24 protein-coding genes are annotated in these 20,593 nt (G+C 34.8%); 13 read left to right on the plus strand and 11 right to left on the minus strand.

Annotated elements, in window-relative coordinates:
* Nucleotides 1-19: 19 nt before the first annotated feature.
* From L1267_RS17880 to L1267_RS17905, 6 genes are all read right to left on the minus strand, one after another.
* Entirely contained in the window at nucleotides 20-460 is a 441-nt protein-coding gene (locus L1267_RS17880) for a hypothetical protein (RefSeq protein ID WP_235383660.1), read from the minus strand.
* A 149-nt stretch (nucleotides 461-609) separates the two neighbouring features.
* A complete protein-coding gene (locus L1267_RS17885) occupies nucleotides 610-786 on the minus strand; it encodes a hypothetical protein (RefSeq protein WP_235383661.1) in 177 nt (58 codons plus the stop codon).
* Entirely contained in the window at nucleotides 786-1,604 is an 819-nt protein-coding gene (locus L1267_RS17890) for a hypothetical protein (protein ID WP_235383662.1), read from the minus strand. The genes L1267_RS17885 and L1267_RS17890 overlap by 1 nt, the downstream gene beginning before the upstream one ends.
* 76 nt (nucleotides 1,605-1,680) lie before the next feature.
* A complete protein-coding gene (locus L1267_RS17895; protein ID WP_235383663.1) occupies nucleotides 1,681-3,447 on the minus strand; it encodes a hypothetical protein in 1,767 nt (588 codons plus the stop codon).
* A gap of 19 nt (nucleotides 3,448-3,466) precedes the next feature.
* The gene (locus L1267_RS17900) at nucleotides 3,467-3,931 is read right to left on the minus strand and encodes a hypothetical protein (RefSeq protein ID WP_235383664.1); all 465 of its coding nucleotides are present in this window, start codon (nucleotides 3,929-3,931) and stop codon (nucleotides 3,467-3,469) included.
* Between the two features lie 74 nt (nucleotides 3,932-4,005).
* Complete coding sequence (locus L1267_RS17905; RefSeq protein ID WP_235383665.1) at nucleotides 4,006-4,227, minus strand: hypothetical protein; 222 nt, start codon at nucleotides 4,225-4,227, stop codon at nucleotides 4,006-4,008.
* A gap of 159 nt (nucleotides 4,228-4,386) precedes the next feature.
* Between L1267_RS17905 and L1267_RS17910 the strand changes: the two genes are divergently transcribed.
* Nucleotides 4,387-4,983, plus strand: coding sequence for a DUF3267 domain-containing protein (locus tag L1267_RS17910; protein ID WP_235383666.1), 597 nt, complete (start codon nucleotides 4,387-4,389; stop codon nucleotides 4,981-4,983).
* Between the two features lie 71 nt (nucleotides 4,984-5,054).
* Here the strand turns inward: L1267_RS17910 and L1267_RS23685 are convergent, their stop codons facing one another.
* Nucleotides 5,055-5,183 carry a hypothetical protein gene (locus L1267_RS23685; RefSeq protein WP_268842641.1) on the minus strand — a complete coding sequence of 43 codons (129 nt, stop codon included), beginning with the start codon at nucleotides 5,181-5,183 and terminating at the stop codon, nucleotides 5,055-5,057.
* Between the two features lie 176 nt (nucleotides 5,184-5,359).
* Here L1267_RS23685 and L1267_RS17915 point away from each other — a divergent pair, with 176 nt between their 5' ends.
* From L1267_RS17915 to L1267_RS17965, 11 genes are all read left to right on the plus strand, one after another.
* Nucleotides 5,360-6,955 (plus strand): hypothetical protein, encoded by a 1,596-nt coding sequence (locus L1267_RS17915; protein WP_235383667.1) that lies wholly within the window; start codon nucleotides 5,360-5,362, stop codon nucleotides 6,953-6,955.
* Nucleotides 6,952-7,557, plus strand: coding sequence for a hypothetical protein (locus L1267_RS17920; RefSeq protein WP_235383668.1), 606 nt, complete (start codon nucleotides 6,952-6,954; stop codon nucleotides 7,555-7,557). Before L1267_RS17915 ends, L1267_RS17920 begins: the two co-directional genes overlap by 4 nt.
* Before the next feature lie 401 nt (nucleotides 7,558-7,958).
* Nucleotides 7,959-8,786, plus strand: a complete 828-nt coding sequence (locus tag L1267_RS17925; RefSeq protein ID WP_235383669.1) for a DNA/RNA non-specific endonuclease — start codon at nucleotides 7,959-7,961, stop codon at nucleotides 8,784-8,786.
* A 99-nt stretch (nucleotides 8,787-8,885) separates the two neighbouring features.
* Nucleotides 8,886-9,299: a hypothetical protein gene (locus L1267_RS17930; protein WP_235383670.1), complete on the plus strand. Its 414-nt coding sequence runs from the start codon at nucleotides 8,886-8,888 to the stop codon at nucleotides 9,297-9,299.
* Nucleotides 9,300-9,521, plus strand: coding sequence for a hypothetical protein (locus L1267_RS17935; RefSeq protein WP_235383671.1), 222 nt, complete (start codon nucleotides 9,300-9,302; stop codon nucleotides 9,519-9,521).
* A 28-nt stretch (nucleotides 9,522-9,549) separates the two neighbouring features.
* Entirely contained in the window at nucleotides 9,550-10,605 is a 1,056-nt protein-coding gene (locus tag L1267_RS17940) for a hypothetical protein (RefSeq protein WP_235383672.1), read from the plus strand.
* Between the two features lie 82 nt (nucleotides 10,606-10,687).
* Entirely contained in the window at nucleotides 10,688-11,743 is a 1,056-nt protein-coding gene (locus L1267_RS17945) for a hypothetical protein (protein ID WP_235383673.1), read from the plus strand.
* Nucleotides 11,740-14,343 carry a DNA polymerase I gene (gene polA, locus L1267_RS17950; RefSeq protein WP_235383674.1) on the plus strand — a complete coding sequence of 868 codons (2,604 nt, stop codon included), beginning with the start codon at nucleotides 11,740-11,742 and terminating at the stop codon, nucleotides 14,341-14,343. The genes L1267_RS17945 and polA overlap by 4 nt, the downstream gene beginning before the upstream one ends.
* Nucleotides 14,344-14,510: 167 nt before the next feature.
* Nucleotides 14,511-14,930, plus strand: coding sequence for a hypothetical protein (locus tag L1267_RS17955; RefSeq protein WP_235383675.1), 420 nt, complete (start codon nucleotides 14,511-14,513; stop codon nucleotides 14,928-14,930).
* Between the two features lie 234 nt (nucleotides 14,931-15,164).
* A complete protein-coding gene (locus tag L1267_RS17960; RefSeq protein WP_235383676.1) occupies nucleotides 15,165-15,575 on the plus strand; it encodes a cold-shock protein in 411 nt (136 codons plus the stop codon).
* A 94-nt stretch (nucleotides 15,576-15,669) separates the two neighbouring features.
* On the plus strand, nucleotides 15,670-16,491 hold the full coding sequence (locus L1267_RS17965; RefSeq protein ID WP_235383677.1) for a hypothetical protein: 822 nt from the start codon (nucleotides 15,670-15,672) through the stop codon (nucleotides 16,489-16,491).
* 61 nt (nucleotides 16,492-16,552) lie between these two features.
* On the opposite strand, the gene L1267_RS17970 is transcribed toward L1267_RS17965, so the two are convergent.
* The 3 genes from L1267_RS17970 to L1267_RS17980 are packed head-to-tail and all read right to left on the minus strand — an operon-like array spanning nucleotide 16,553 to nucleotide 18,179.
* Nucleotides 16,553-16,966 carry a transposase gene (locus L1267_RS17970; protein WP_235383678.1) on the minus strand — a complete coding sequence of 138 codons (414 nt, stop codon included), beginning with the start codon at nucleotides 16,964-16,966 and terminating at the stop codon, nucleotides 16,553-16,555.
* The gene (locus L1267_RS17975) at nucleotides 16,967-17,542 is read right to left on the minus strand and encodes a hypothetical protein (protein WP_235383679.1); all 576 of its coding nucleotides are present in this window, start codon (nucleotides 17,540-17,542) and stop codon (nucleotides 16,967-16,969) included.
* Between the two features lie 22 nt (nucleotides 17,543-17,564).
* Nucleotides 17,565-18,179 carry a hypothetical protein gene (locus L1267_RS17980; RefSeq protein WP_235383680.1) on the minus strand — a complete coding sequence of 205 codons (615 nt, stop codon included), beginning with the start codon at nucleotides 18,177-18,179 and terminating at the stop codon, nucleotides 17,565-17,567.
* A gap of 129 nt (nucleotides 18,180-18,308) precedes the next feature.
* Here L1267_RS17980 and L1267_RS17985 point away from each other — a divergent pair, with 129 nt between their 5' ends.
* Nucleotides 18,309-19,529 (plus strand): HDOD domain-containing protein, encoded by a 1,221-nt coding sequence (locus L1267_RS17985; RefSeq protein ID WP_235383681.1) that lies wholly within the window; start codon nucleotides 18,309-18,311, stop codon nucleotides 19,527-19,529.
* 17 nt (nucleotides 19,530-19,546) lie between these two features.
* On the opposite strand, the gene L1267_RS17990 is transcribed toward L1267_RS17985, so the two are convergent.
* Entirely contained in the window at nucleotides 19,547-20,119 is a 573-nt protein-coding gene (locus L1267_RS17990; protein WP_235383682.1) for a hypothetical protein, read from the minus strand.
* Nucleotides 20,120-20,593: the final 474 nt, after the last annotated feature.

The raw sequence follows: 20,593 nt of genomic DNA on the forward strand, positions 1-20,593 counted from the left end.
AAGGCCATTGTTAATTTATTTAACTCTGGCGGCTTCTCAGACAAGTCAGAATCGAAATAAACTCATCCTCTGTTAATATCGTATACCGTTGAGACTTTTTGCCTACTGAGTGGCATAGAGGCTCTTTACCAGTATCAAGCAGGTGAGTTTTAAATAGTAAAGACTGTTCAAATAACGCATTGTATGCTTCTCGCAAAAATAGCTGATACTCTTCACTGAACCGGCACATCGGCTTACCCTGCCAATACAATGTGTGATCTAAATACCATTTCTTCTTTTGGCCAACTCTTTTTGCTTTTAAGCCGACCAAACTCATCACTTTATTTTGCTTTTCTATAAGTGGAAACTTAAGCGATTGAAGCAAACCTTCCATCGAGGCACAACGGTGCCCTCTGAACACAAAAGAGTATGCCTGAAAGTTGCTTAGTTCCTCATGTGGTTCTATGCCAATATCAATCATCGTTCTTTTTATCCTCAGAAGTCGCCCCGCACTCTTCACATATGGCGGTGTTACCTATCCACTTAACATGTTTATGAGACTTATTGCTGCAAGCCCAAAACTTGAAAGGTTTACTTGAGATAAGCGCTAAAAATCGCGCTTTATCACTCTTAGTCTTCACAAAGTTTGTTCCACGCATCTATGGCATTTTGTTTGCCTATGCGCTGAGCTATTGCAGGGCATTCATTTCCAGAACAACGAACAACATAGCCATTACGTAATTTTTTGACTTTCTCTGGTTGTTTAGCGGGTTTTCCACACTTACAGTTACTAATTGTTCTTTCCATTATGTTGTCCCTTCAGTTAGCAGCTTCATAATATTTGCTTTTACATTTGCATCGAGATTGCCTTTACTACGCAAATATTCAAGAGGGCTAACCTCTTTGATTGTGATAAGGTTGTGTAAGAGATCAGTTTTTTTCTTACGGCTGATCATATCAATAATTTTTTCTTCATTACCAAGAATAGTTAAAAGGTCAGTTAACTGTTTTGAACGGAAAGGGTTATTAACCGCTCCCTTCCTTACATATTTAGCAGTATCGTTGATAATACCCTTAATTTCGTGCATTGTTGCAGTGTAAATATTCGTAATTTCTAAACGTTCAATGATAATTTCAATCTGCTCGTATGATAATAGATTGAGCATTTTAACAACTGACATAAAGTTATCATTTCGTTCAAGATTATAGTCCTTTAATGACCCGTCAACACTTGAAATAATAAGTTCTACGCACGTTTTTTGAGATAAATGGCCAGACTCTAACAAACAGTGAATGTAATAATTTCCATGTAATAAAGTTGCTTGATACAGTTCATCATTACCTGAACTAGAAAGTTCTGATAAAATATCGGCTAGTTGATGACCTACATCACTATCAACTACTTTATTGCTCTTGTTGAACAAAGTACTTATCAAAATTAATGTTTGAAGTTGCACATCAGATGAAAGCTCATTTAATAGCTTAATATTTTTTGGATCTTCAGATAACTTTTTATCCCAAAATTCCTTAAATAATAATAAGGCCATCTTTTTTTCAAAAAGAAATGTCATGTCACTTTTTGTAGTGATTCCGAATTGTTCTTTATAAATATCCTTGATGTGCATCTCAAAGTCTCAATATCTTTTTAATGAAACAATTGTACTTAGAAAAACCTATTGCGTCAATAAAAAGATAAATGTTTTAAGGTTCAACTTTTACATTGTACTTCCGGCATAACTTAAACATTTCACTTATCACCTCTTTATACGAGGCCTCTTGAATGTGACGTTTCACACCATTAGACAAGTAATCATTCTTTTTGCATTTGTCCAAGTGATGCTTGTAACCTTCAACTGTCGAAATGATTGCTTCTTGTTTTATATAAAGTTCCAGCGCTTCCTTGAGGCTTTTGAACATCGTATAAATTTCTTTGTTATCAATTGATGCTTTACAAGACTCTAAAAGTAAAATTCTTCCTATCAATGCTTCATCATGTACTGATAGTGTACTACTTCCACCGTTCCTCTCATCATAAAGAGTAAATACAACATAGCCTATTAAGCTTAGTTCATCATTGCTAAGGATAAAATTAACTTCTCTATCATCAATTAAATACCCCAACGCATCACTTGAAAGAACATTTTTTAGGGCTGGTATGTACCTAAATACTGCTTCACCATGCTTCTTGAAATCATTAATGTCATCTACCGACAATTCATTCAAATAACTTTCACCAACTAAGTTACATAGCGATATAGAGTTCGGTGCTTTCGACAATGCGTTATGGATAGCTTCGTTACTAACACTTTCAAACTGTTGATTTAAATTTTTGCTTAATAACTTTAAATTTGCCTTAAATAGCCTATGTTCCTTGTATATTTTAGGATCAATATAACCAGACACATCATGAAGCGTCATATCCCTTTCCGATTGAAAGTATTTGCCTACAACTCCACCGGCTAACTTATCGTAATCCTGCAAAGTCACAGCAGGAATGTATTGCTGTTGGCCAATACAAAAAAGACTATCGACATCAAAGCTAACCTGACTCGAACTAGTCGTTGAGTTAAAGTTTAGGTTACGAGCTATGTGTAGAGGAGCGTTAAATATTTCACTCAATTCATCTGTGTCAATAACCTCACCCATAAATAGTTTTTTTAGCGCCGTACTCAACTGAAGTTCAGTCTCAACAATCACAGGATAAAAGGCATGAAGCGCATTATTATAGAGCAGATATCCATCATGAATGTCAGCATCTATCGTTTTTTTGTACGTATACAGAGAGATGCCATACGGCAAGGTGGCGCTTAAGCCCTTACTGATAATTTCACTTAAATAACCATCTAAAGGTATCCACGCGAGGGGTAGAATGTAATCTTTGATAAATACAGCATCATTGATACCCGTAACATCTTCGAAAGAAATTCTTGGATCCGATAATAATGAAACATTTCTTTCGAAGTCATTTGCGATATAAATTTCACCCCGCCTATTTACTGCGTATTCAAATTCGGGAATGCATTTTTCTTTATAAAGACTTAAAAATAAAGGATGTGTTCTTTCAAACATTACCCCTTCATCTCTCGCAAGGATATACCCACTCTCACGTATTTCCTTGATTCGCTGCTCTTCTTGATATGCGTCAGTCATTTTGTAAAAACCCATATTACTCATGGGTACTTTAAGCAATAAAGAATATAGACTGATTGGTTTAATGCCGAACTTAAACAAACCTCTTATCAACATTTCAGTGTAAATAACTTTAATATTGATAAGTTGAATTGGGAGCGCATCTAATGAAATTGAAGCGCGTTGCAGGTCTTCAAAATCATCATAACCCATTAGGTATGAGATCACATCTTCTGGACATCTGTCCTTAATGCCATCAAATAACGATGAATTGCTAAGGGTATTGAAAATTTCAGGCAAAGCCTGTCCAAAATCGGTATGTACTATCGGTATATTCATGCAACGAGTCCCGGCTTATCTAACTTTGTTTTGTAACTGTAATTGTAAAAGGTGTGTCCGGTGATCCCTTTGTATTTGAGCCATCAATAATGTAACCAACTTCAAGCTGTTCACCGCCTATCGTATAACCCTCATCAAACCCTTCTTGTTCAAATTCCATGTCAGTTTCAAAGAATGATTCAACTTCCGCACGGAATTCTTCAGGAATAAGTTTATAAGACTGGTTTTCCGATGTTTGTAATCGCCCATCAGGTAGTCTTAAGAAATACATATCCGAGCCAAACTGGCCGCAACCTGTTCGAATTTGAACAACACGAGAGAGTTGATTATCGAAACAAAACTCTTTCCCTATATAGAGTTCTGCAAACAGCAATGCTCCACGTTCAGGATATTTAGTTTCGCCAAAACTTGGGAAATACTCTGTTTTATGAATATTTTCGGAGAAGTGTTCTCTTAATTTTTCAAAAAGATCTTCTTTGGTCACAATATTACCTCTTAAATAAATACAAAATACTAAAATGAGTATCACTTGTTCATAATTACCAAGTTATTAGGCAATTAATCTAACCGCCAGTCTAACTCGTAGTTAGGTGCGCTATTGATATCATCCTTTGTCAAAATAAATTCTTGACCGCCTTCTAAACAGTAACGAACCCTATCTGAGATTTCTAAAGCTTCACGATTTAACGCAGGTTCGTTTTCAGGTGTAAGGCGTTCGCCTGAGACAACCTTCTTTACCTTATTCTCTTGAATAAAGTTTTCCATATTGTTTGTTATCAAAATAATACCTTATGTTATAGCCAGTACTGACATAGATTTAATAATAACTTTAAATGCCAGCATACAAGATAGCAAGTTTTGTTTTACATATTGACCAATTGAATTTCCATCTATATCCTAATTCTAACAACAACGACTTACACTTACCGGAAAACTCATATGTTTGTTAAGTATTATAACGACAATAAAACTGATAAAAGCAAGATGGCTCAGCCTACAAGTGACGATTGGATACAGCACAATGAATTCGCAAAGTTCAAACATATGCGGATCATTAATTACCTTTCGTTATTTATACTACTCGCTGGCTATGTGTCGTGCGTTTTTTATTTTCCAAATTGGCTTGATGACGTTACACAGCATTACAGTGAAATTCAAAATATCCTTGCGCTATTATGTTCAATAGGGCTGTATTTTTTTATACATGAGCTCTTTCACTTAATCGCGATGCCAAAGCCCAAGGAAGGCGAATCACGCTACTTTTTATTTCATAACACGCTAATTGCTGTTTTTTATAACGGTTACATGAGTATTAATCGCTATAAATTCATAGTATTAACACCATTTATAGTCCTGAGCTTTATTATTTTCCCACTTGCTTACTATACAGAAGGTTTGGTGTCGTCAGTACTTTGGTTTGTTGGGATCAGTCACTTAGGTTCATGTATTTATGATATTTGTATTATCTTTAAACTGAAAGGCTACTCTAATTATAAGGAAATTTATACATCTCCTTTAGGGATGTATTTTAGATAGGAAGTTAAGATTTTTTTGTAGTTAAAAAAAGAGAAGTCTCACTTAGACTTCTCTTTTTGCAAGTAATTTTATTACTTAGCTAGTGAGTGGATGATCGCCAGCTCTGCAACAACAGTGCCGTAAGCCATCCACATAGGAACCGCCATGAATAAAAAGCCGCCGTTTACTTGGTCCATTTGCGCATTAGTTAAGTTTTTCATTTGAATCACCTTTGATTAATTAATTTTACAACATTATTGCTGTATTTTATTTATACCATGATTCATTCACATAAAAATTCATAATATGTATTTATGAGAACAAGTTCTCACCAATATTTACAATATCTTTTTTATGTGCTATTATTTCACCATATTAAAGATAGTGAGTAGAATAGATGGAACGCATTGAACTTTTAAATAACACGCTTTTAAAGGCCATTGAGCACAATCACCTTGATATCGCAAACGCGATGCTATCACTAGGTGCCAACATTCAAGAGAATTCGCCAAAAGCGCTTAATGCGGCTGTGAAAGAGTGTAATATTGACTTTGTTAAACTGTTCTTTGAATATGACTTTTACTCAAATGGCACAATATACTCAAATCTTTATAAAGCAAATCACAATCAACTTACCGAGTTGTTTGACATTATCAAAGAAAAAGTCCCTCTATCGGCGTTAAAAACTGAATTATTAACACAAAACATCATTCCAAACAGAGAGAAATTACACTTCATCCTGTTACTAGAGAATCGTGTTGATTTGCTTCATAAAATTGAAGCCGAGATTCCATTGCATGAAATTTATACTTTAAATAACACGTGCGCTGTAATGCTCGCCCTTAACAGTTATGCTACAGAAGACCAAAATACGGTACGTAATGAAGCAATTGATCTCGTTTTAGACCGCTTAGTCAAAAATAAACAAGCTTTTGTTGAAGATTTAAATAGAAACCATTTCTGTAAACTTCTATTTGAATTAGGTTATTACTCTGAAGGCGTTGAACTCTCAGAAGGTATCAATGTTGATATCTGTAAAGTTAGAGACTTTCAACGCATGTACGCTATCTCTAAAGAACACTCAAACATTAAAATTAAACTTGATAGAAATTTTAAACTTAAAGACAAAAATACAACTATCGAAGAGTTCAGCTTCATTCTAGATTCACTCAAAACTGAAGGATTAAGTTTTGAGTTCGCGAGAAGTGAATTATTACCCCTTAAGCGTGAACACATTTTATTCTTTACAAATTACCTACTCAATTACGATTACAGAAGTGTTGGTATCAATAAAGTGTTTCATGTTGATTCTAAAGAGCGAGATATCGTCGAACATTATAAATATTTGGCTATTCACGCACCAGAGTTCTTTGTTGATGCACTCATAGCATTAGAGAGCAACTACTACTGGGTTAACTACCTTTCAGAGTACTTATCTAGCAATGAATACTCAGATGACATCGCCATGGCTATTGAAGATTACACGCGCATTCGAATTTACGCTCGTATTATGGAATGTAACGCGATATCTCAGCACATGATCACAGAGTGCGAAAAGCATAATCATGATACTACACCATACATTAGTGCATTCTTTTATTACAGAGATGGAGAATCGCTAACCCTTATAAAAAATCCACAATTTATTAAACATGTCTTTACCATGTATGACGAAAAAAAGGCTATTCAATTCTTTAAGGGGTATATCAAAAGTAAGTTATTACCTCCACTTACTGCTGAAAGAACGATAACCAAACAAGATCAGAGTAATGATAATATGAGTCAAAGTGAAGCTCATCGATATTATCTAGCTAAGTTTTCGTTAATTTTAATGACCATTGAAGAAGTGTCTGCGTTCATCAATAAGACCAGAAAACCTGAGAAAATTGCTTCACTTATTCGATACACTCGGTTTACACCGTTCGAAATCATGAATTATGGCGAACTCAGTACTGAAAGAAAGGCATATGCCTTAAGGAGCATTTCCCCATGAGTAAACCCATGTATTATGCTGGCATTGGAATGAGAGATAAATACCCGCTCGATCTTAATGAACGTGTAAACGCTACTATCATAGATGCTACAAGCACTCTCGCAAGACTAGGATATACACAGCGTAGTGGTCACGCGCCAAACACGGATATGAAGTTTGAAAGCGGTGCCCTAGCTGCAAATGGTAAGTTAGAATCGTATCTACCTAAAAAAGGGTTCAACAATGCTCCCAGCTTTGACCCCCGGTATATCAACCTAGATTCAATGCCTAATACGATTAAAAATGAGGCCCGTTCATTAACCGAGAAATTTCATCCCAACACACAGAAACTAGATAACTTTTCTTTTTCTGCAATGGACCGAAATGCCTTTCAGGTATTAGGTAGGGATTTAAGGACACCATCAAAGTTTATTCTTTTCGTTGCTAAAAAGAGTTTCTTTGATAATTCTGGTCGAATAATGGACTGCTCTGGTGGTACTGGGCAAGCTGTGAGAATTGCCTATTACTACAAAATACCAGCGTTCAATTTACTTTATGAACCACATTTACAGCGTTTAGAAGACTTTATTAAAAACTATAAAGAAATACCGCACAGAGCGTGATGTCGATTTATCTTGAGTAATTACACTGCTTACCCATACTTTTAAATTTTATGAAGTACATAGTAGTTGTAAATGGATACTTAGCCAAAAAACATCAATAAATCAAACCCATGAATTAGATACATGAAGTTTAGACCGAAAAACATTCCAAATAGAATTATGATAGGGATGCTAGAGAGAATTAGGTTTCTTAGTTTGTTAAACAAAACAGGCCTTTTGGTGAGCTAAAGTTAATCGTTATGGGTATTTGCTAACAAATTAGTTGCAAATAAATATCTTTTTATTGTACATACCCTTTATCCCCAAGTCAATTATATGATTAGTGCATCTGTCTTTGTACTATTGAAAATTAATAAGTTGATATGATAAAGTCATTAATATATCAACTATACGGTTTTATTATGAACAAAAATTTCCTTCTCTTATCCGTCGCGGCATTAGCGTTTAACGTCAATGCGAGCCTTGCCACTAACCAAGATCAAAAGCTTACAATCAAGTACGAGGATTTTGAGCTTTCATTAAACTGTAAAGAACGAGCGAGCGATTTTTTCTTCTATGAAGTAAAACATGATAGTGCTGATTACAAAACTGACAATCACTACAGCCTTGATACTGACATCCCCCTTCAGTGCCAACAATTTTCGACGAAACAATACCGAATTCCTTATTTAATTAACTCAGATAATGGCAAGAAAGTTGAGTACGTTCAAGGCCAGCTAGTCCCTGAGAACCATTTGGACTACTCTCCTACGGCGATACGCATGGCTGCTCGTATGACTAATGTTGTGCCTATGACTAAAACTGTCGCTACACGCGGCGGTGCATGGTTTGAAACCAATGATTATATTGAATGCCTACGTGAGCGTATTCAAGATCCCGAATCACTGCCTCTTGGTAAACAAAGTAAAACATTCAAAGTAATGGGCGGAGTAATTTGGGGCACCAACAATGATGATAATTACTTTATTAATTCACATGGTGTAAAAACACCAGACTACCTTTGGAAAGTTTTATATGATCAACATGCTGAATTCAGCAAAGTTCCTTCCTACATTGCATGGCTCATACCAAATACCAGTCGGGCCATTAAAGAAAATTTACCTAAATATAGAGTAAGCATTAGAGAGTTAGAAGAAAAAGCCGGGATCATCTTACCTATACGCTCTGAAATGAAAGTTGTTGATGATTATCCTCTTTGGGAAACGCCTGAATTGTGCGATAAAAACTAGTTAACCTTATTAGTCATCAATTGTAAAATGCCGCTTGCGGCATTTATCTTTTTATTGTATAATTAATTCATACCGTAACATAAACATATGGATTTTAACATGACTATGAATAACCTCTCCGACGCAAATGAGAAGCTACTTGCTCTTATTGAAACCAACTTATCTTCACGAAAACCTGAAGATAGGGTTTCAACTCTCTATTGGACTATCATTAATAACACCATCTTAAAATCAATTAGCAAATATCAGAAGAAAATAACACTCACTGATGATGACGCTAAACAACATCATGGCGGTGAAACTGCGTTTGTTGATTGCAATTATAAATACGCTAACAAAAATATCGCTAAAGCGCTGTGGATTCTCCGAAAACACATGCCTTACAGTAAAGCAAAATATTTTGCGAGTAACCCTAGTCAGCTACGCTCTGATACTCTTTTTAATTTAGTTTATGCATTCAAATATGAACTCAATGCAAACTTCCATAGTTATTTCGACTTAACTAAAAACTAAATGGCCAATTGGACTAAGCTTGATAAAAATCGCTATATAAATACCGAAAATGGTGCTTTTATAGCGATTTTTAATTGGAATGGAAAACGTACCCCTCTACTCTACCTAAGCCAAGCTGAATACAGTAGAGGAGGTACGGACTATCTTACTTGCAAAAACGTGAAAGATGCTAAAGCACAGGGCGACAAAATTGAGCTACTAGGCTTGATCCCTACTCTGTGAATAATATATACATAAGGTCACAATAAATATGCTTTATAACTTAACAGTCGGTAAATTCTTTGAAAAGTGGTTTGAGCTTTCAAATATTTTAAGTTTAGAAATGATTTGCCTTTATGAAAAAAATAAAAAAGGCTTGATTTGCTTATTGACCGCTTATTTTCTTTCATACGGTTACTTTGCATATCATATAATAACAACCTCAATGACCTTGAATTTTGCTGTTAGTTCACAGGCTTACTACCTCATAAATATAAGCATGTTGTACATAGCTTGTGTGTTCTCATACTTGCTTACAGCCTCTATAAACTCACACATAATAAATGACAATACCGAAAGCTGGAACACTCGTACAGTGTTTAGTTTTCTTAATGTGCATATTCAACTGATGATTATTCTGTTTACCATTAAACACATAATTAGAGTTGTCGATGATAATTCAATCTACTCTTTTTCTGTATCATTATTCTTGTTTTGTACCATTTACTCATTAGCTGTCACTGTTCTTGATTTGAGTGTAGGGAGAAGTAAGCTTTCCAGAGTACTTTTTTTCTGGATACCTCATTGCCAACAAAAGCATGCTCTTTGCTTAAATGTTGCAATTTCAGATCTTAAATATTTATCAAAAAACCCATCTTACTTTACCGTCGCATCATTACACCATACACTTTTATTTAAAAAGGAAGTATATGACGCTCATTTTGGTATGGATATGATCGATTACTATGCAAATACACTTAAAACCAAATCTAATTATAAGAAAGTTGCATTTATTACCGCATTAGTTCGCTCTCAAAATTATGATATTGCTGGACGCTCGCTATCTACAATTGGCAACATTTCTCTACCTAAATTTATTGATGATGAAACAAAAGAGTTTATTGAAGTTAATAAAATGCCTTATGAAAAGCGGATGGCATTTGTTTTACCCAACTATCTAAAATGTATTCATAAAATCGAAGAAGAACATCGCACTAGCTCATTATCTTACTTCTGTTCTAAATGGAATTTTACACCTTTAGATATTATTAACACTAATAATGAAGTTTTGAGGCCGTTGGCTCTAAGACTTCTTAAAATGACTTAAGAATAGTGAAATACTTCACAGATATTGCTAGATGCGTTTACATATGAAATAATCAACATTCATTAACTATAGTAAGTATTTTATGCAGCAAATATCTCTATCTGGAAGAAATGCAATTTTTTACGATGCAATCTCTAACAATAATTACGATAAGTTTTTTAAAACGTGGAGTGAGCTTTTCAATAGTTACATTAAAACTCAAGAACAACAGAAAATTAAAGAATCAGAAGATTCAACATTTAATGTCTTTTCTAGACTTAAATTTGTGACAGGCCATCGTAAGAAGCTCGATATCGCAATCTCATCATACCTACTTTACGCAAATGAAGTTGCGGTAATTAAATTACTAAAAGAACTGGACAGAAACTATTCTGTTTATTCAGAGTACCGACTAATAGACACTTTTTTTGATAGTAAAAAGTATCTGAACGAAAACGATACTTCTGTAGGATCCACTTTCTTTAACTTAAAAGATAATCTTGAATGTACAATGTTATTGTGTGCATTACGCAATCCTGACAATGTACAGTTTCATGATGGTGAATTTATTTACAATAAAGATGTGTATGAGAAAGAATTAAATTTCAATTGCATTCAGAGTTTAATTGTAAAATACCAGTCTAACGACGAACTGATGGATCTACTGGCTAATATTATCTGTCGTAACATACAAGGCAATGATAAAGCGCTCAAAGAGCTATCAGCTGCACTTTGCCATCCATTATTTACCCGATATTTAGAAGTTATACCCCTTTACTCAAAGAGATTGAATTCTGAACACGCTAATTCAATAATGGTGAATTTAATACTATTCAAACAATCCCAACCCTCTTTGAACTTGAATGACATTAAAGACATAAGCTCCTGTTTTGACACAAAAGTATATTCAAGTGAAGCCTTGTTGTTTGAAATTGTTAATAACGGTGTAAATACTGAACACAGATGTTTAGCGACTGTTACTTTAGCACATGCTGATCCAATTAAAATATTGGACCAACTTGATTGCCCATTAAAAATTGCAAAATGTATCGAGATGTATGACTTAAACCCGTTAGATATTCTCAATAAAACATCATCTGTAACGCTTAAAAATACAGCGTTAGGATTACTTTCTAATAAATTACAGGACACTCCATGAAAAAGAAATTTCTTATCGTTGATGGCTACTCATTCTTATACCGAGCACACTCAGCTTTACCGCCATTAAACAACAGAAAAGGTGACCCTACGGGTGCAATCACTGGTTTTTTGAATATGGTAAATTCTATTCTTACCAAGCATAAGCCAGACAATACTGTTATTACATTTGATGTGAGCGGCAAAAACTTTCGTCATGAACTATTTGCCAATTACAAAGCAAATCGTAAGCCTATGGAAGACGAACTTAGAGCTCAAATTGTCCCTTTGAAAGAGATTATCCGCGCATGGGGCCTGCCACAATTAGAAGTAGCCGGTTATGAAGCAGATGATGTAATGGGCACTCTTGCAAAAATCGCCGTAAGTGATGGCTATGATGTCATTATTTCAACGTCAGATAAGGATATGGCACAATGCATCTCGGAAAATGTGAGCATCCTTGATACGAAAGACGCATCAACATCTAACGTTCCATACGGCCCTGCTGGCGTCTTTGAAAAGTATGGCGTACATCCGAATCAAATCATCGACTTTTTAGCTCTGATGGGCGATAAGGCGGATAATGTACCGGGTGTTGATGGCTGTGGCCAAAAAACGGCGGCTAAATGGTTAGAGCAATACGATAGTTTGGAAAACCTTCTCGATAATGCCGATGAAATTAAGGGCAAAATCGGTGAAAAGCTACGTGCTCAAAAAGAAAGTGTTCTCCTTTCTAAAAAACTAGTGACCATCAATACCAATGTTCCAATCAGCCAAAAGCCTGAAGAATTCATTTCACAACCTAACTTTGAAGAATTATTCGAGCTTTGTAGTTATTACGAGTTAAATGCCTTTAAGAAAGCATTAAAATTAAAAGATCCAAATGCCAAAACGTTAGAATTGAATGTTGTATCTGATAAAGATGAGATTAAAAATCTTTCTAAACTTTACTTTTCAGGCAATATTGTCATTGAAGTCGTACCAACAAATCCTTCTCTACTGATTGTTATGTTTGAAAGTAAAACATACTTAATCGACATCAAGCTAAATGCGAGTTTAATAAAAGAAAAAATCATTGGTAATCCTAACCTTAAGATTATCAGTAATAATGCTAAATCCGTCATAAAGACGCTGATCAGCTTATCAAACAATGAATCGGTTCAAGTTAATTCCTTTTCAGATACAAGACTTATTGATTACGTTCTTAATGGTGGTCGCTCTAAGCAAGCGACTATCGCAATGCTTAACGAACTTTACTGTAAGCTTGAGTTATCAGAATTACGTGACACGTACAAGCTCGATGACAAATCGCCTAAATGGGAAAAAATGTCAATCGATGAAATTATTACCGTTATAGCTGAAGAAGCTTACTTAGCATATTGTCTTGTGACAAATGTAGGAAATAACTTTGAGCTAGATGAATCATTTCACCGAATTTACAATCTTGAAATGCGAACCCTAAATGCATTAGCTAGCATGGAATTGCAGGGCGTAAAAGCAGATAAAGAGCACCTGTTAAAAATGCGCGAATCTATCAAGGGATCGCTTGATACACTCAAAGGTGAAATCCATGAACTAGCCGAGATGGAGTTTAATATTCAATCGCCAAAACAAGTGGCTAACGTTCTGTTTGAGCACTTGGGTATTGAATCTAAGAAAAAATCAACAGCTGAAAAAGTGTTGATTGGCCTTGCTGACAAGCACCCTATTATCAATAAAATTTTGGAGTATCGTGGCCTACAAATCATTTACTCTACCTTTATTGAAGGATTGCTAGGTCACCTTACTGAAAACGACACCTTGCATACAACCTACAACCAAACAATCACTTCTACTGGACGGTTATCATCATCTGATCCTAACTTACAAAATATTCCTATTAGAAGCGAAAATGGTAAGCAGTTACGAAAGGCATTTGTTGCAAATTCAGGCTATAAAATTGTTGCATTCGACTTTTCTCAAATCGAACTACGAATTTTAGCTCACTTGGCCGAAGTAGATAGATTTATTGAAGTATTCAATGATCCTAATTCAGATGTTCATGCAAATACTGCTATTGATATTTTTAACGTTGAATTATCACAGGTTACAGATGAACAACGACGAAAAGCAAAAGCCGTTAACTTTGGTTTAATCTATGGCTTAAGTGCTAAATCACTCGCAAATGATTTACAAATTTCTTTGGGTGAAGCAAAACTGCATATTTCTGCATTTCTAGGTAAATACAATTTTGATGGTTATATGTCAGAACAACTTGAATATGCGAAGAAAAACCTTCATGTGCGAACCCTATACGGCCGAAAAGTGCCAACTCTAGACGTTAACACTAAAAATGCATTTGCTCGTAATCATGCTGAACTGGCGGCAAAGAATGGCGGAATTCAAGGGACTGCCGCTGACATCATAAAAATGGCTACAGTCGATGTATTTCAGCGCTATTTAGGTAATGACGATGTCAGAATGCTTATGCAGGTACATGATGAGCTCGTATTCGAAATTAAAGAAGAAGCCTTAGATATCGTCTGCCCAGAAATCAAAAAGATTATGGAATCAACAGTAAAATTGAGTGTTCCGTTAGTTGTTAACTACGGCATTTCAGATAACTGGCTAGATTCACATTAAACTAATGTGATATCTAACTAGTAGCTGGCAATCTATTTGCCAGCTACTCTTTTCATTTTCTTTTGCTACAAATTCAACACAACACCAAAGTTGGGATCAAATTTAATTTTCATATAGCCTCTTCTTTATTTAATTGATACAATAATATTTTCGACGTACTAACATTCTTGGCTGTCATGCTTTATTACCCACCATTAATAAAAACATTAATTCTCCTATTTGCTATTTTTGGGCTTTTCTTATCATCAAAGACGAAGGGGTATGTTTCTCAATTTTTATTCTCTATATCATTAATCACAATAACTATATTTTTAGCTATGGTAGGTGCCGAAATAGCCGTAGGGCGTGATGCTTGGGAAACTTTGACAAGTAACTCTGATCCATTCCTTTGGGGGAAAGCTTATATGGGGGCATCTATATTTATTCTATTTCCTTTAGTTATTTTAATAACCCTAAAGACTGACATTACGACATTGTTTGAAAAAAGACCGCGAAATGAGCCTATACATGGCGGAATTTATATAACGGCGATAGGCATTATTACATCAATTAGTATAGTCACTATATTGTCAATAATTGCATTTTGATAACTTAAAATCTCTAGGCTTGTTAAGTCTTAATCATAGATAAACAAGCCAGTTGCACATAAAATTTGAAATAGCCATACACCTCTAACTTATCTTAATTGAAATAAGATAAGTTATGTAAAGTTTTTTTATCTTATCTATAGACTTATTCAATAAATTCCTCTCAAGCAATAGACTTTTAAATAAAAATATATAAAATATCAGAACAATCAACTAAACATAAGGTGTTTATATATGACCACTCACGGAACAGTGAAATTCTTTAACCCTAAGGCTGGTTTTGGATTTATTAAAGATAATAATGGTAAAGAATATTTCTTTAGAAAAGAACACTTAGCTGACGGCGTTACCTTAAAGAAAAAGAATGAAGTCACTTTTAAAGTTAAAAAAGCAAATAAACGTGGCAAAAAAGATGTTGCTTATGATATTGAGTTAGTTCAAGAAAACAACAAACAATCAAAACCACATCATGTAGCTCCGGCAACTCAAGCTAATTCTGACTCTCAGAATCAAGTAAAACAGCAGAATCATAACCATTCGCATGATGATTCCATTTCACAAGGTAACCCTGAATTCACGCAAGCTAGTTTTGTTGATTCAATCACTACGAAACTTAAGTTATTCCTAAAATTCTTAAACAAGTAAACTATTTCCCCTTCTTTCCGGCCTGTACGGCCGGAAAGAAAAATTTAGCTCTATGATATAATTTAATCTAAATAGAATTTTAAGGTTAAATATTATGGCTATAAACTCTTTAGAAACTGAAGCAAATTACTCAACCAACTTTAATGCCACGCCTTCGGTACATACCCCTTTATTCACAAAACTAAAGGAGCTGAATGCAGATGAGACTCAAGCTGTAAACAAAAAGGCAGCTGAACTTATTGGCAATCTTCTTAATATCAAGCCCGAGCTAACTACAGCTAGCGGATTTCAGAAAATTGAAGATGAACTTACCAAGTCACAAGGGGTTAATTTAACAGATGTTGAAGACCTTAAAATCGCAGCATTATCAATTGCCTTAATTACCCAGCAAGACACGCTTACCATTTCAAAAGTTATTGACGCCAAAGAAGACAAAAAAAATAGATTTCGTGGTCTTTCTATAGACTTAGGCGAACCTGTTACTAATGAGCTCGCAGAAGAAATTTTCAACATTGCAAATGACATTAACCCCAGCTTGGAATTTACAACTCATGGCAATGAGGTTCGCTTCGTCAATTTTGACCCAAGCAGTAATCAAGATTTCATTAAGGGTGTTAAGGAAGTAGCATCATTGCTACCAGTCGAAGAAGTTACAATGCGTAGATTTCTCGTTGAAGGTGTAAGAGTTCACAATAACTATGAAGTAGATAACAAAGGACAGGACTATCTAAGACAGTTAATTGAACTTGGGCAGGAAGACTTGGCTATGAATGCGCAAGAACATAAATTAGAACTTTTAAATTATATTGCTGATAAAGGTTACTTAAATGATCTACCTACCCAGCAACTAGAAGACAAAATGACTCCCTTTAAGTTTTTAAAAAAAGAAGATCAAATTGCTTTTGATTTTAACTAACGTGAACTACCCAGCGACATCGTTTCACTCTGATCACTGGGCTTCTATAGCCTAGCTTAAGCTAGGCTACTTCTTTTTTCTCAGATCCACAATCCAACTTCGATAATTCGAAGACTTTCGTTTTAACGGATTGTTTCTGCTGAGATGTGGGTACTACCCTTACGACGATCCCCGCCGCAATTAAATCTAATTCACCTGTTTTAGCGATACTTTTAGCCGCTGAAAAGTCGCGGTTTTGGTGCGCTCCGCAAGTTACACAAGTGAAGTGTCTTTCGTTCAATGTTAGAACATGGCGTTGTCCACATTCTGAACAAATTCCTGTGGATTTTTCGAACCGACCAATTTCGTGATACAACTTGCCCTTTAACTCAGCTTTGTATTTTGTAAGCTGAGTGATTAAACCCATCACATTGTCAGTAACCATACTACCATTGAACTGTTGCATCTCGATAAAGTAAGTGAGTGATTTAGTCACTCACTTACTTAAGCCAACTTCATTTTCATGAACTTTCATAACACGGACATTTGCATGTCTCAACTCAGATAAAACATCATGTCCTTTCGATAGTGATACATTCAAAAACTTCTCGCTTACCGGCCCAGTAAATCTTACTTCATTATCTAATAGATTATCCCTTCCCGATACCAGCTTTATTTGCTCAATACTGCTTACCAAATCAGGATAAATTTTTCTCTCTAAATCAGCAAACTTAATACCCCCAACATCTGCACCATCTTTATTCTGCCAGTCAATATCAAATCGTAGCACGATAGATTTATTGCTCTTTAAAGATTTTTGGTCACGAATATGGAGTAAACCACCGTGTCTTCCTAATTCAGCATTAAAAAAAACGCCGGTTTCAGTTGCTTTATCATAGGCTTCGAGCTTTTCAAGATATTCACTAGCGGTCCCTGTAAAGTCTGGGACTTTTGATACCCTCCCTGCCAACTTGTTTAGTAACGTGTCAACAAGTTGGCTACCATCTTTAATTTCGGAATTACAAGCAAGTTTTATTTCATCTATTTTATTATTATTTTTAAGATCAATCATTCTCTAAGCCTTAATAATTTAATCAAATATTGAAGTTATCGAACTCAAACATATTGTTTATATCTTTCCTTGTTATTAAATTAACTTCGTTAAGCATATCGCTCTTAACTTCGCCAGTACCAAAAACACGATTCGCTATAAACCCTTCATTGAAATTCTTACACTCTACCCACAGAGCTTCGGGATCAGACTCTTTTAGATGGTGAATAATCTCATTCAGACTATCTACCTCTACCAATCTCACTCTAGATAGGACATCCCCCAGAGAAGTGATTTCATCACCCTTCACTGTAAGTTGTTCAACCTTAACCATCGTTAGAGCACCTTGTGAATTCACTACTTCTAAAGCACTTTTATTTCTGTCGAACTCAAGATTTACAATACGACCTGTTTTCTGATTTCTCACTGAAACGTCATTTTCCGCTAGTGTAATTTTCAACTTATGCTCTTTCTCAAAAAATAGCGCACTTACCTGATCATGAGCCGGGGCAGAACCCACTGAAATATCAATTCTTGGGGCCTCACCAAATCTTTCTTTATATGCAGCAGCTCGCTCAATGAATGGCGCATAGTTTTCTTTAGTGATAATTCCACGTGACATGGCCATTTTCATCTTTTCATTCTTACTTGGCTTCATGACATAAACCTCTTATTATTTTTCTAACAATAATTATATCACACCGCACTCTTTTCCAATTTAGGTACATTATTGCATTTCGCTATAAACACTATAAAATTGTGGAACACTACTAACTACCTATTTGAAATGCATAACACTGAAGTAACTAAAAATACCAACCTCACTCCAGATCAAAACTGCACAGTGAATACATACAGTATTGTCGAAAAAAGATTTATGCTCTGGCTAGTAAGTAGAAAGTATGTAGGGGATACCATACAAAACGATGGCCTTGGCATGCAGGATATTAATAACCTTAATGACTTAATTTTCTCTGAAAAAGATAGAAAGTCAGCGCATCAACGCATACTTTTAGATGTTGAAAAGAAAGGCTTCCTCGACAGACAAAGCAAAAAAGCTCAACGGGCAGATGACATTGTTAGGGCCCAAAGTTTAATTTCTAAAGCATCATATAGTGATCTTATTAAACAAACCCATAATGAAAAAAACGTTGTTTCTGATTTATTGAATTTCTCCATTTATGAATCAGACCTACTAAATTTAATATTTACTCCTGCGGCTACATTTTCCAGTTTAGCAAATATAATTGATAGCAATTTACCATCATTAGCTAAGAGATTGATTTTAACTGTTAACTCAAGTAGTTTTTTGAAAGCCGCCTCATTACCCAAAAGGAACATTAAAGATACTCGTAGTGCATTAGCCTTTATAGGCATAAATGGCATTAGAACAATCATTCCTTTGCTTATTTTTAAGTCTAAAATGAAGTTCTATAACTCTGAACTACCACAAATCCCTATTAAACTATGGGCATACATTCTCACTGTAGCAAACATTGCTGGACACTTATCGAGTGTTAACAATGTATCTTCACCTGAAAAAATGTCTCTTGCTGCTTTGATTTATTTAATAGGCAATATAGCTGTAGTTAACCAATTCGATAAAAGCTGGAACAATGGCACTAAACTAATACTTCAAAAACTAAGAGCATCTAATAACCCTAGCCACAGAAAAATCTACTTTGCGATACACGAAACCAAGCACAATGCTAGCCTTATTGTAAGCGCATTAAAACATTCGTCAGCTAAAGCCGGTCAATTCTATGCGGATAGAATTGAGTATGACCACATTATGGATGTGAAGAACGGAGTAAATGATACTGATAGCGCTGAACATAAAATATTAGTTAACGCCATACACTGCGCTAAACTAGCTTTACTGCATGAGCATAAGCTAATTAAAAACGATGAGATTGCTTCTTACTTAAAGTATTGCGAAATACCAGTAAATGAACTTATTAAAATAGTGAAAAGCAAACCTCATCAATTAAAAATACGAACGAGCTAGAATTGTAATTAACTTCACTAGACGTTATATGTTACGAAGTTACCGCGAACATGAACAATATCTTTAGAATCCATCTTCTTTAGCATTACATGAGGTTCAAGATGATAAATTTCATGGTCTTCTAAAAAGTCTGTCAGCAGACTAATTAATTCTAAACGACCTTGAGGTCGAAATCTCTTTTTAACCTTTGTAATCTCGTGTATTAACGGGCCGATATAATTCTCATACGAAAAAAAATTTGAACATTTTATTTGGACACATCTTTTATGACACAAGCTACGGGCCTTACCTCGAAACTTTTTATCGTTTGTAATAAGCTCAAAGCAAAAGCTCAATAACCCCATCTTCTCTATTAGGTCTAGAGATTGATTCATTAAATCAAGCAAGAGGCCATCTGCTTTATCTGGCACAGAAACCTTGTATTTTTTTACGAATGCATTATCTAGTCCATTAACTTGATCTAAGATAGGATATTCGACACCCTCTTTGCAAACAATAAAGATTGCAACGTAGTCTTCAGGTGTTCCCGGCAATTGAAATTTTGGACAATTCTCTATATCGATAAAAACGATCTTTTTCTGCATATTCATGATTAGCACTTATTTTTTTCTTTACATGGAACCATATTGAATAGAATTTACAACTATAATTATGATTATTTGCCAAAAAGATCTCATATTTTTAACTAAAAAAAGATTTAAAAAAAGTCACTAAAAACAATAGCCTTGCCTAAAGCTAACTTTCCGGTACTTTTGATAAATATTACAAATTTCTGTTTACAGCACATCGTCAATTAAATAATATAGAACACGTAAACAAGATTTGACTTCCATGTCTCCTCCTCTTCTTGTTTACGCCTTATGTTGTTGTTCAAACGGAGTATTTTTTAATACTCCGTTTTGCTTTTATAAAGCACTACTATCATAAGAGCTTAATTCATTGTCTAATTTAATAAAGTAGATTAAGATACTTAATATAGAATTTAGTTACGAAAAATCTAAAAATAGGTTAACAGATTAAAGTAACATTTTAGATTCACATTTAAGTTAATTCTAGAAACACAA

It is taken from the genome of Pseudoalteromonas sp. OFAV1, assembly GCF_021532595.1.
Taxonomy (GTDB): Bacteria; Pseudomonadota; Gammaproteobacteria; order Enterobacterales; family Alteromonadaceae; genus Pseudoalteromonas; species Pseudoalteromonas lipolytica_C.

Bases quoted from the DNA above. Each gene is read 5' to 3' on its own strand.
- L1267_RS17880 (WP_235383660.1), bottom strand. From the start codon at position 460: ATGATTGATATTGGCATAGAACCACATGAGGAACTAAGCAACTTTCAG.
- L1267_RS17885 (WP_235383661.1), bottom strand. From the start codon at position 786: ATGGAAAGAACAATTAGTAACTGTAAGTGTGGAAAACCCGCTAAACAA.
- L1267_RS17890 (WP_235383662.1), bottom strand. From the start codon at position 1,604: ATGCACATCAAGGATATTTATAAAGAACAATTCGGAATCACTACAAAA.
- L1267_RS17895 (WP_235383663.1), bottom strand. From the start codon at position 3,447: ATGAATATACCGATAGTACATACCGATTTTGGACAGGCTTTGCCTGAA.
- L1267_RS17910 (WP_235383666.1), top strand. From the start codon at position 4,387: ATGTTTGTTAAGTATTATAACGACAATAAAACTGATAAAAGCAAGATG.
- L1267_RS23685 (WP_268842641.1), bottom strand. From the start codon at position 5,183: ATGAAAAACTTAACTAATGCGCAAATGGACCAAGTAAACGGCGGCTTT.
- L1267_RS17915 (WP_235383667.1), top strand. From the start codon at position 5,360: ATGGAACGCATTGAACTTTTAAATAACACGCTTTTAAAGGCCATTGAG.
- L1267_RS17920 (WP_235383668.1), top strand. From the start codon at position 6,952: ATGAGTAAACCCATGTATTATGCTGGCATTGGAATGAGAGATAAATAC.
- L1267_RS17925 (WP_235383669.1), top strand. From the start codon at position 7,959: ATGAACAAAAATTTCCTTCTCTTATCCGTCGCGGCATTAGCGTTTAAC.
- L1267_RS17930 (WP_235383670.1), top strand. From the start codon at position 8,886: ATGACTATGAATAACCTCTCCGACGCAAATGAGAAGCTACTTGCTCTT.
- L1267_RS17935 (WP_235383671.1), top strand. From the start codon at position 9,300: ATGGCCAATTGGACTAAGCTTGATAAAAATCGCTATATAAATACCGAA.
- L1267_RS17940 (WP_235383672.1), top strand. From the start codon at position 9,550: ATGCTTTATAACTTAACAGTCGGTAAATTCTTTGAAAAGTGGTTTGAG.
- L1267_RS17945 (WP_235383673.1), top strand. From the start codon at position 10,688: ATGCAGCAAATATCTCTATCTGGAAGAAATGCAATTTTTTACGATGCA.
- polA (WP_235383674.1), top strand. From the start codon at position 11,740: ATGAAAAAGAAATTTCTTATCGTTGATGGCTACTCATTCTTATACCGA.
- L1267_RS17960 (WP_235383676.1), top strand. From the start codon at position 15,165: ATGACCACTCACGGAACAGTGAAATTCTTTAACCCTAAGGCTGGTTTT.
- L1267_RS17965 (WP_235383677.1), top strand. From the start codon at position 15,670: ATGGCTATAAACTCTTTAGAAACTGAAGCAAATTACTCAACCAACTTT.
- L1267_RS17975 (WP_235383679.1), bottom strand. From the start codon at position 17,542: ATGATTGATCTTAAAAATAATAATAAAATAGATGAAATAAAACTTGCT.
- L1267_RS17980 (WP_235383680.1), bottom strand. From the start codon at position 18,179: ATGAAGCCAAGTAAGAATGAAAAGATGAAAATGGCCATGTCACGTGGA.
- L1267_RS17985 (WP_235383681.1), top strand. From the start codon at position 18,309: ATGCATAACACTGAAGTAACTAAAAATACCAACCTCACTCCAGATCAA.
- L1267_RS17990 (WP_235383682.1), bottom strand. From the start codon at position 20,119: ATGAATATGCAGAAAAAGATCGTTTTTATCGATATAGAGAATTGTCCA.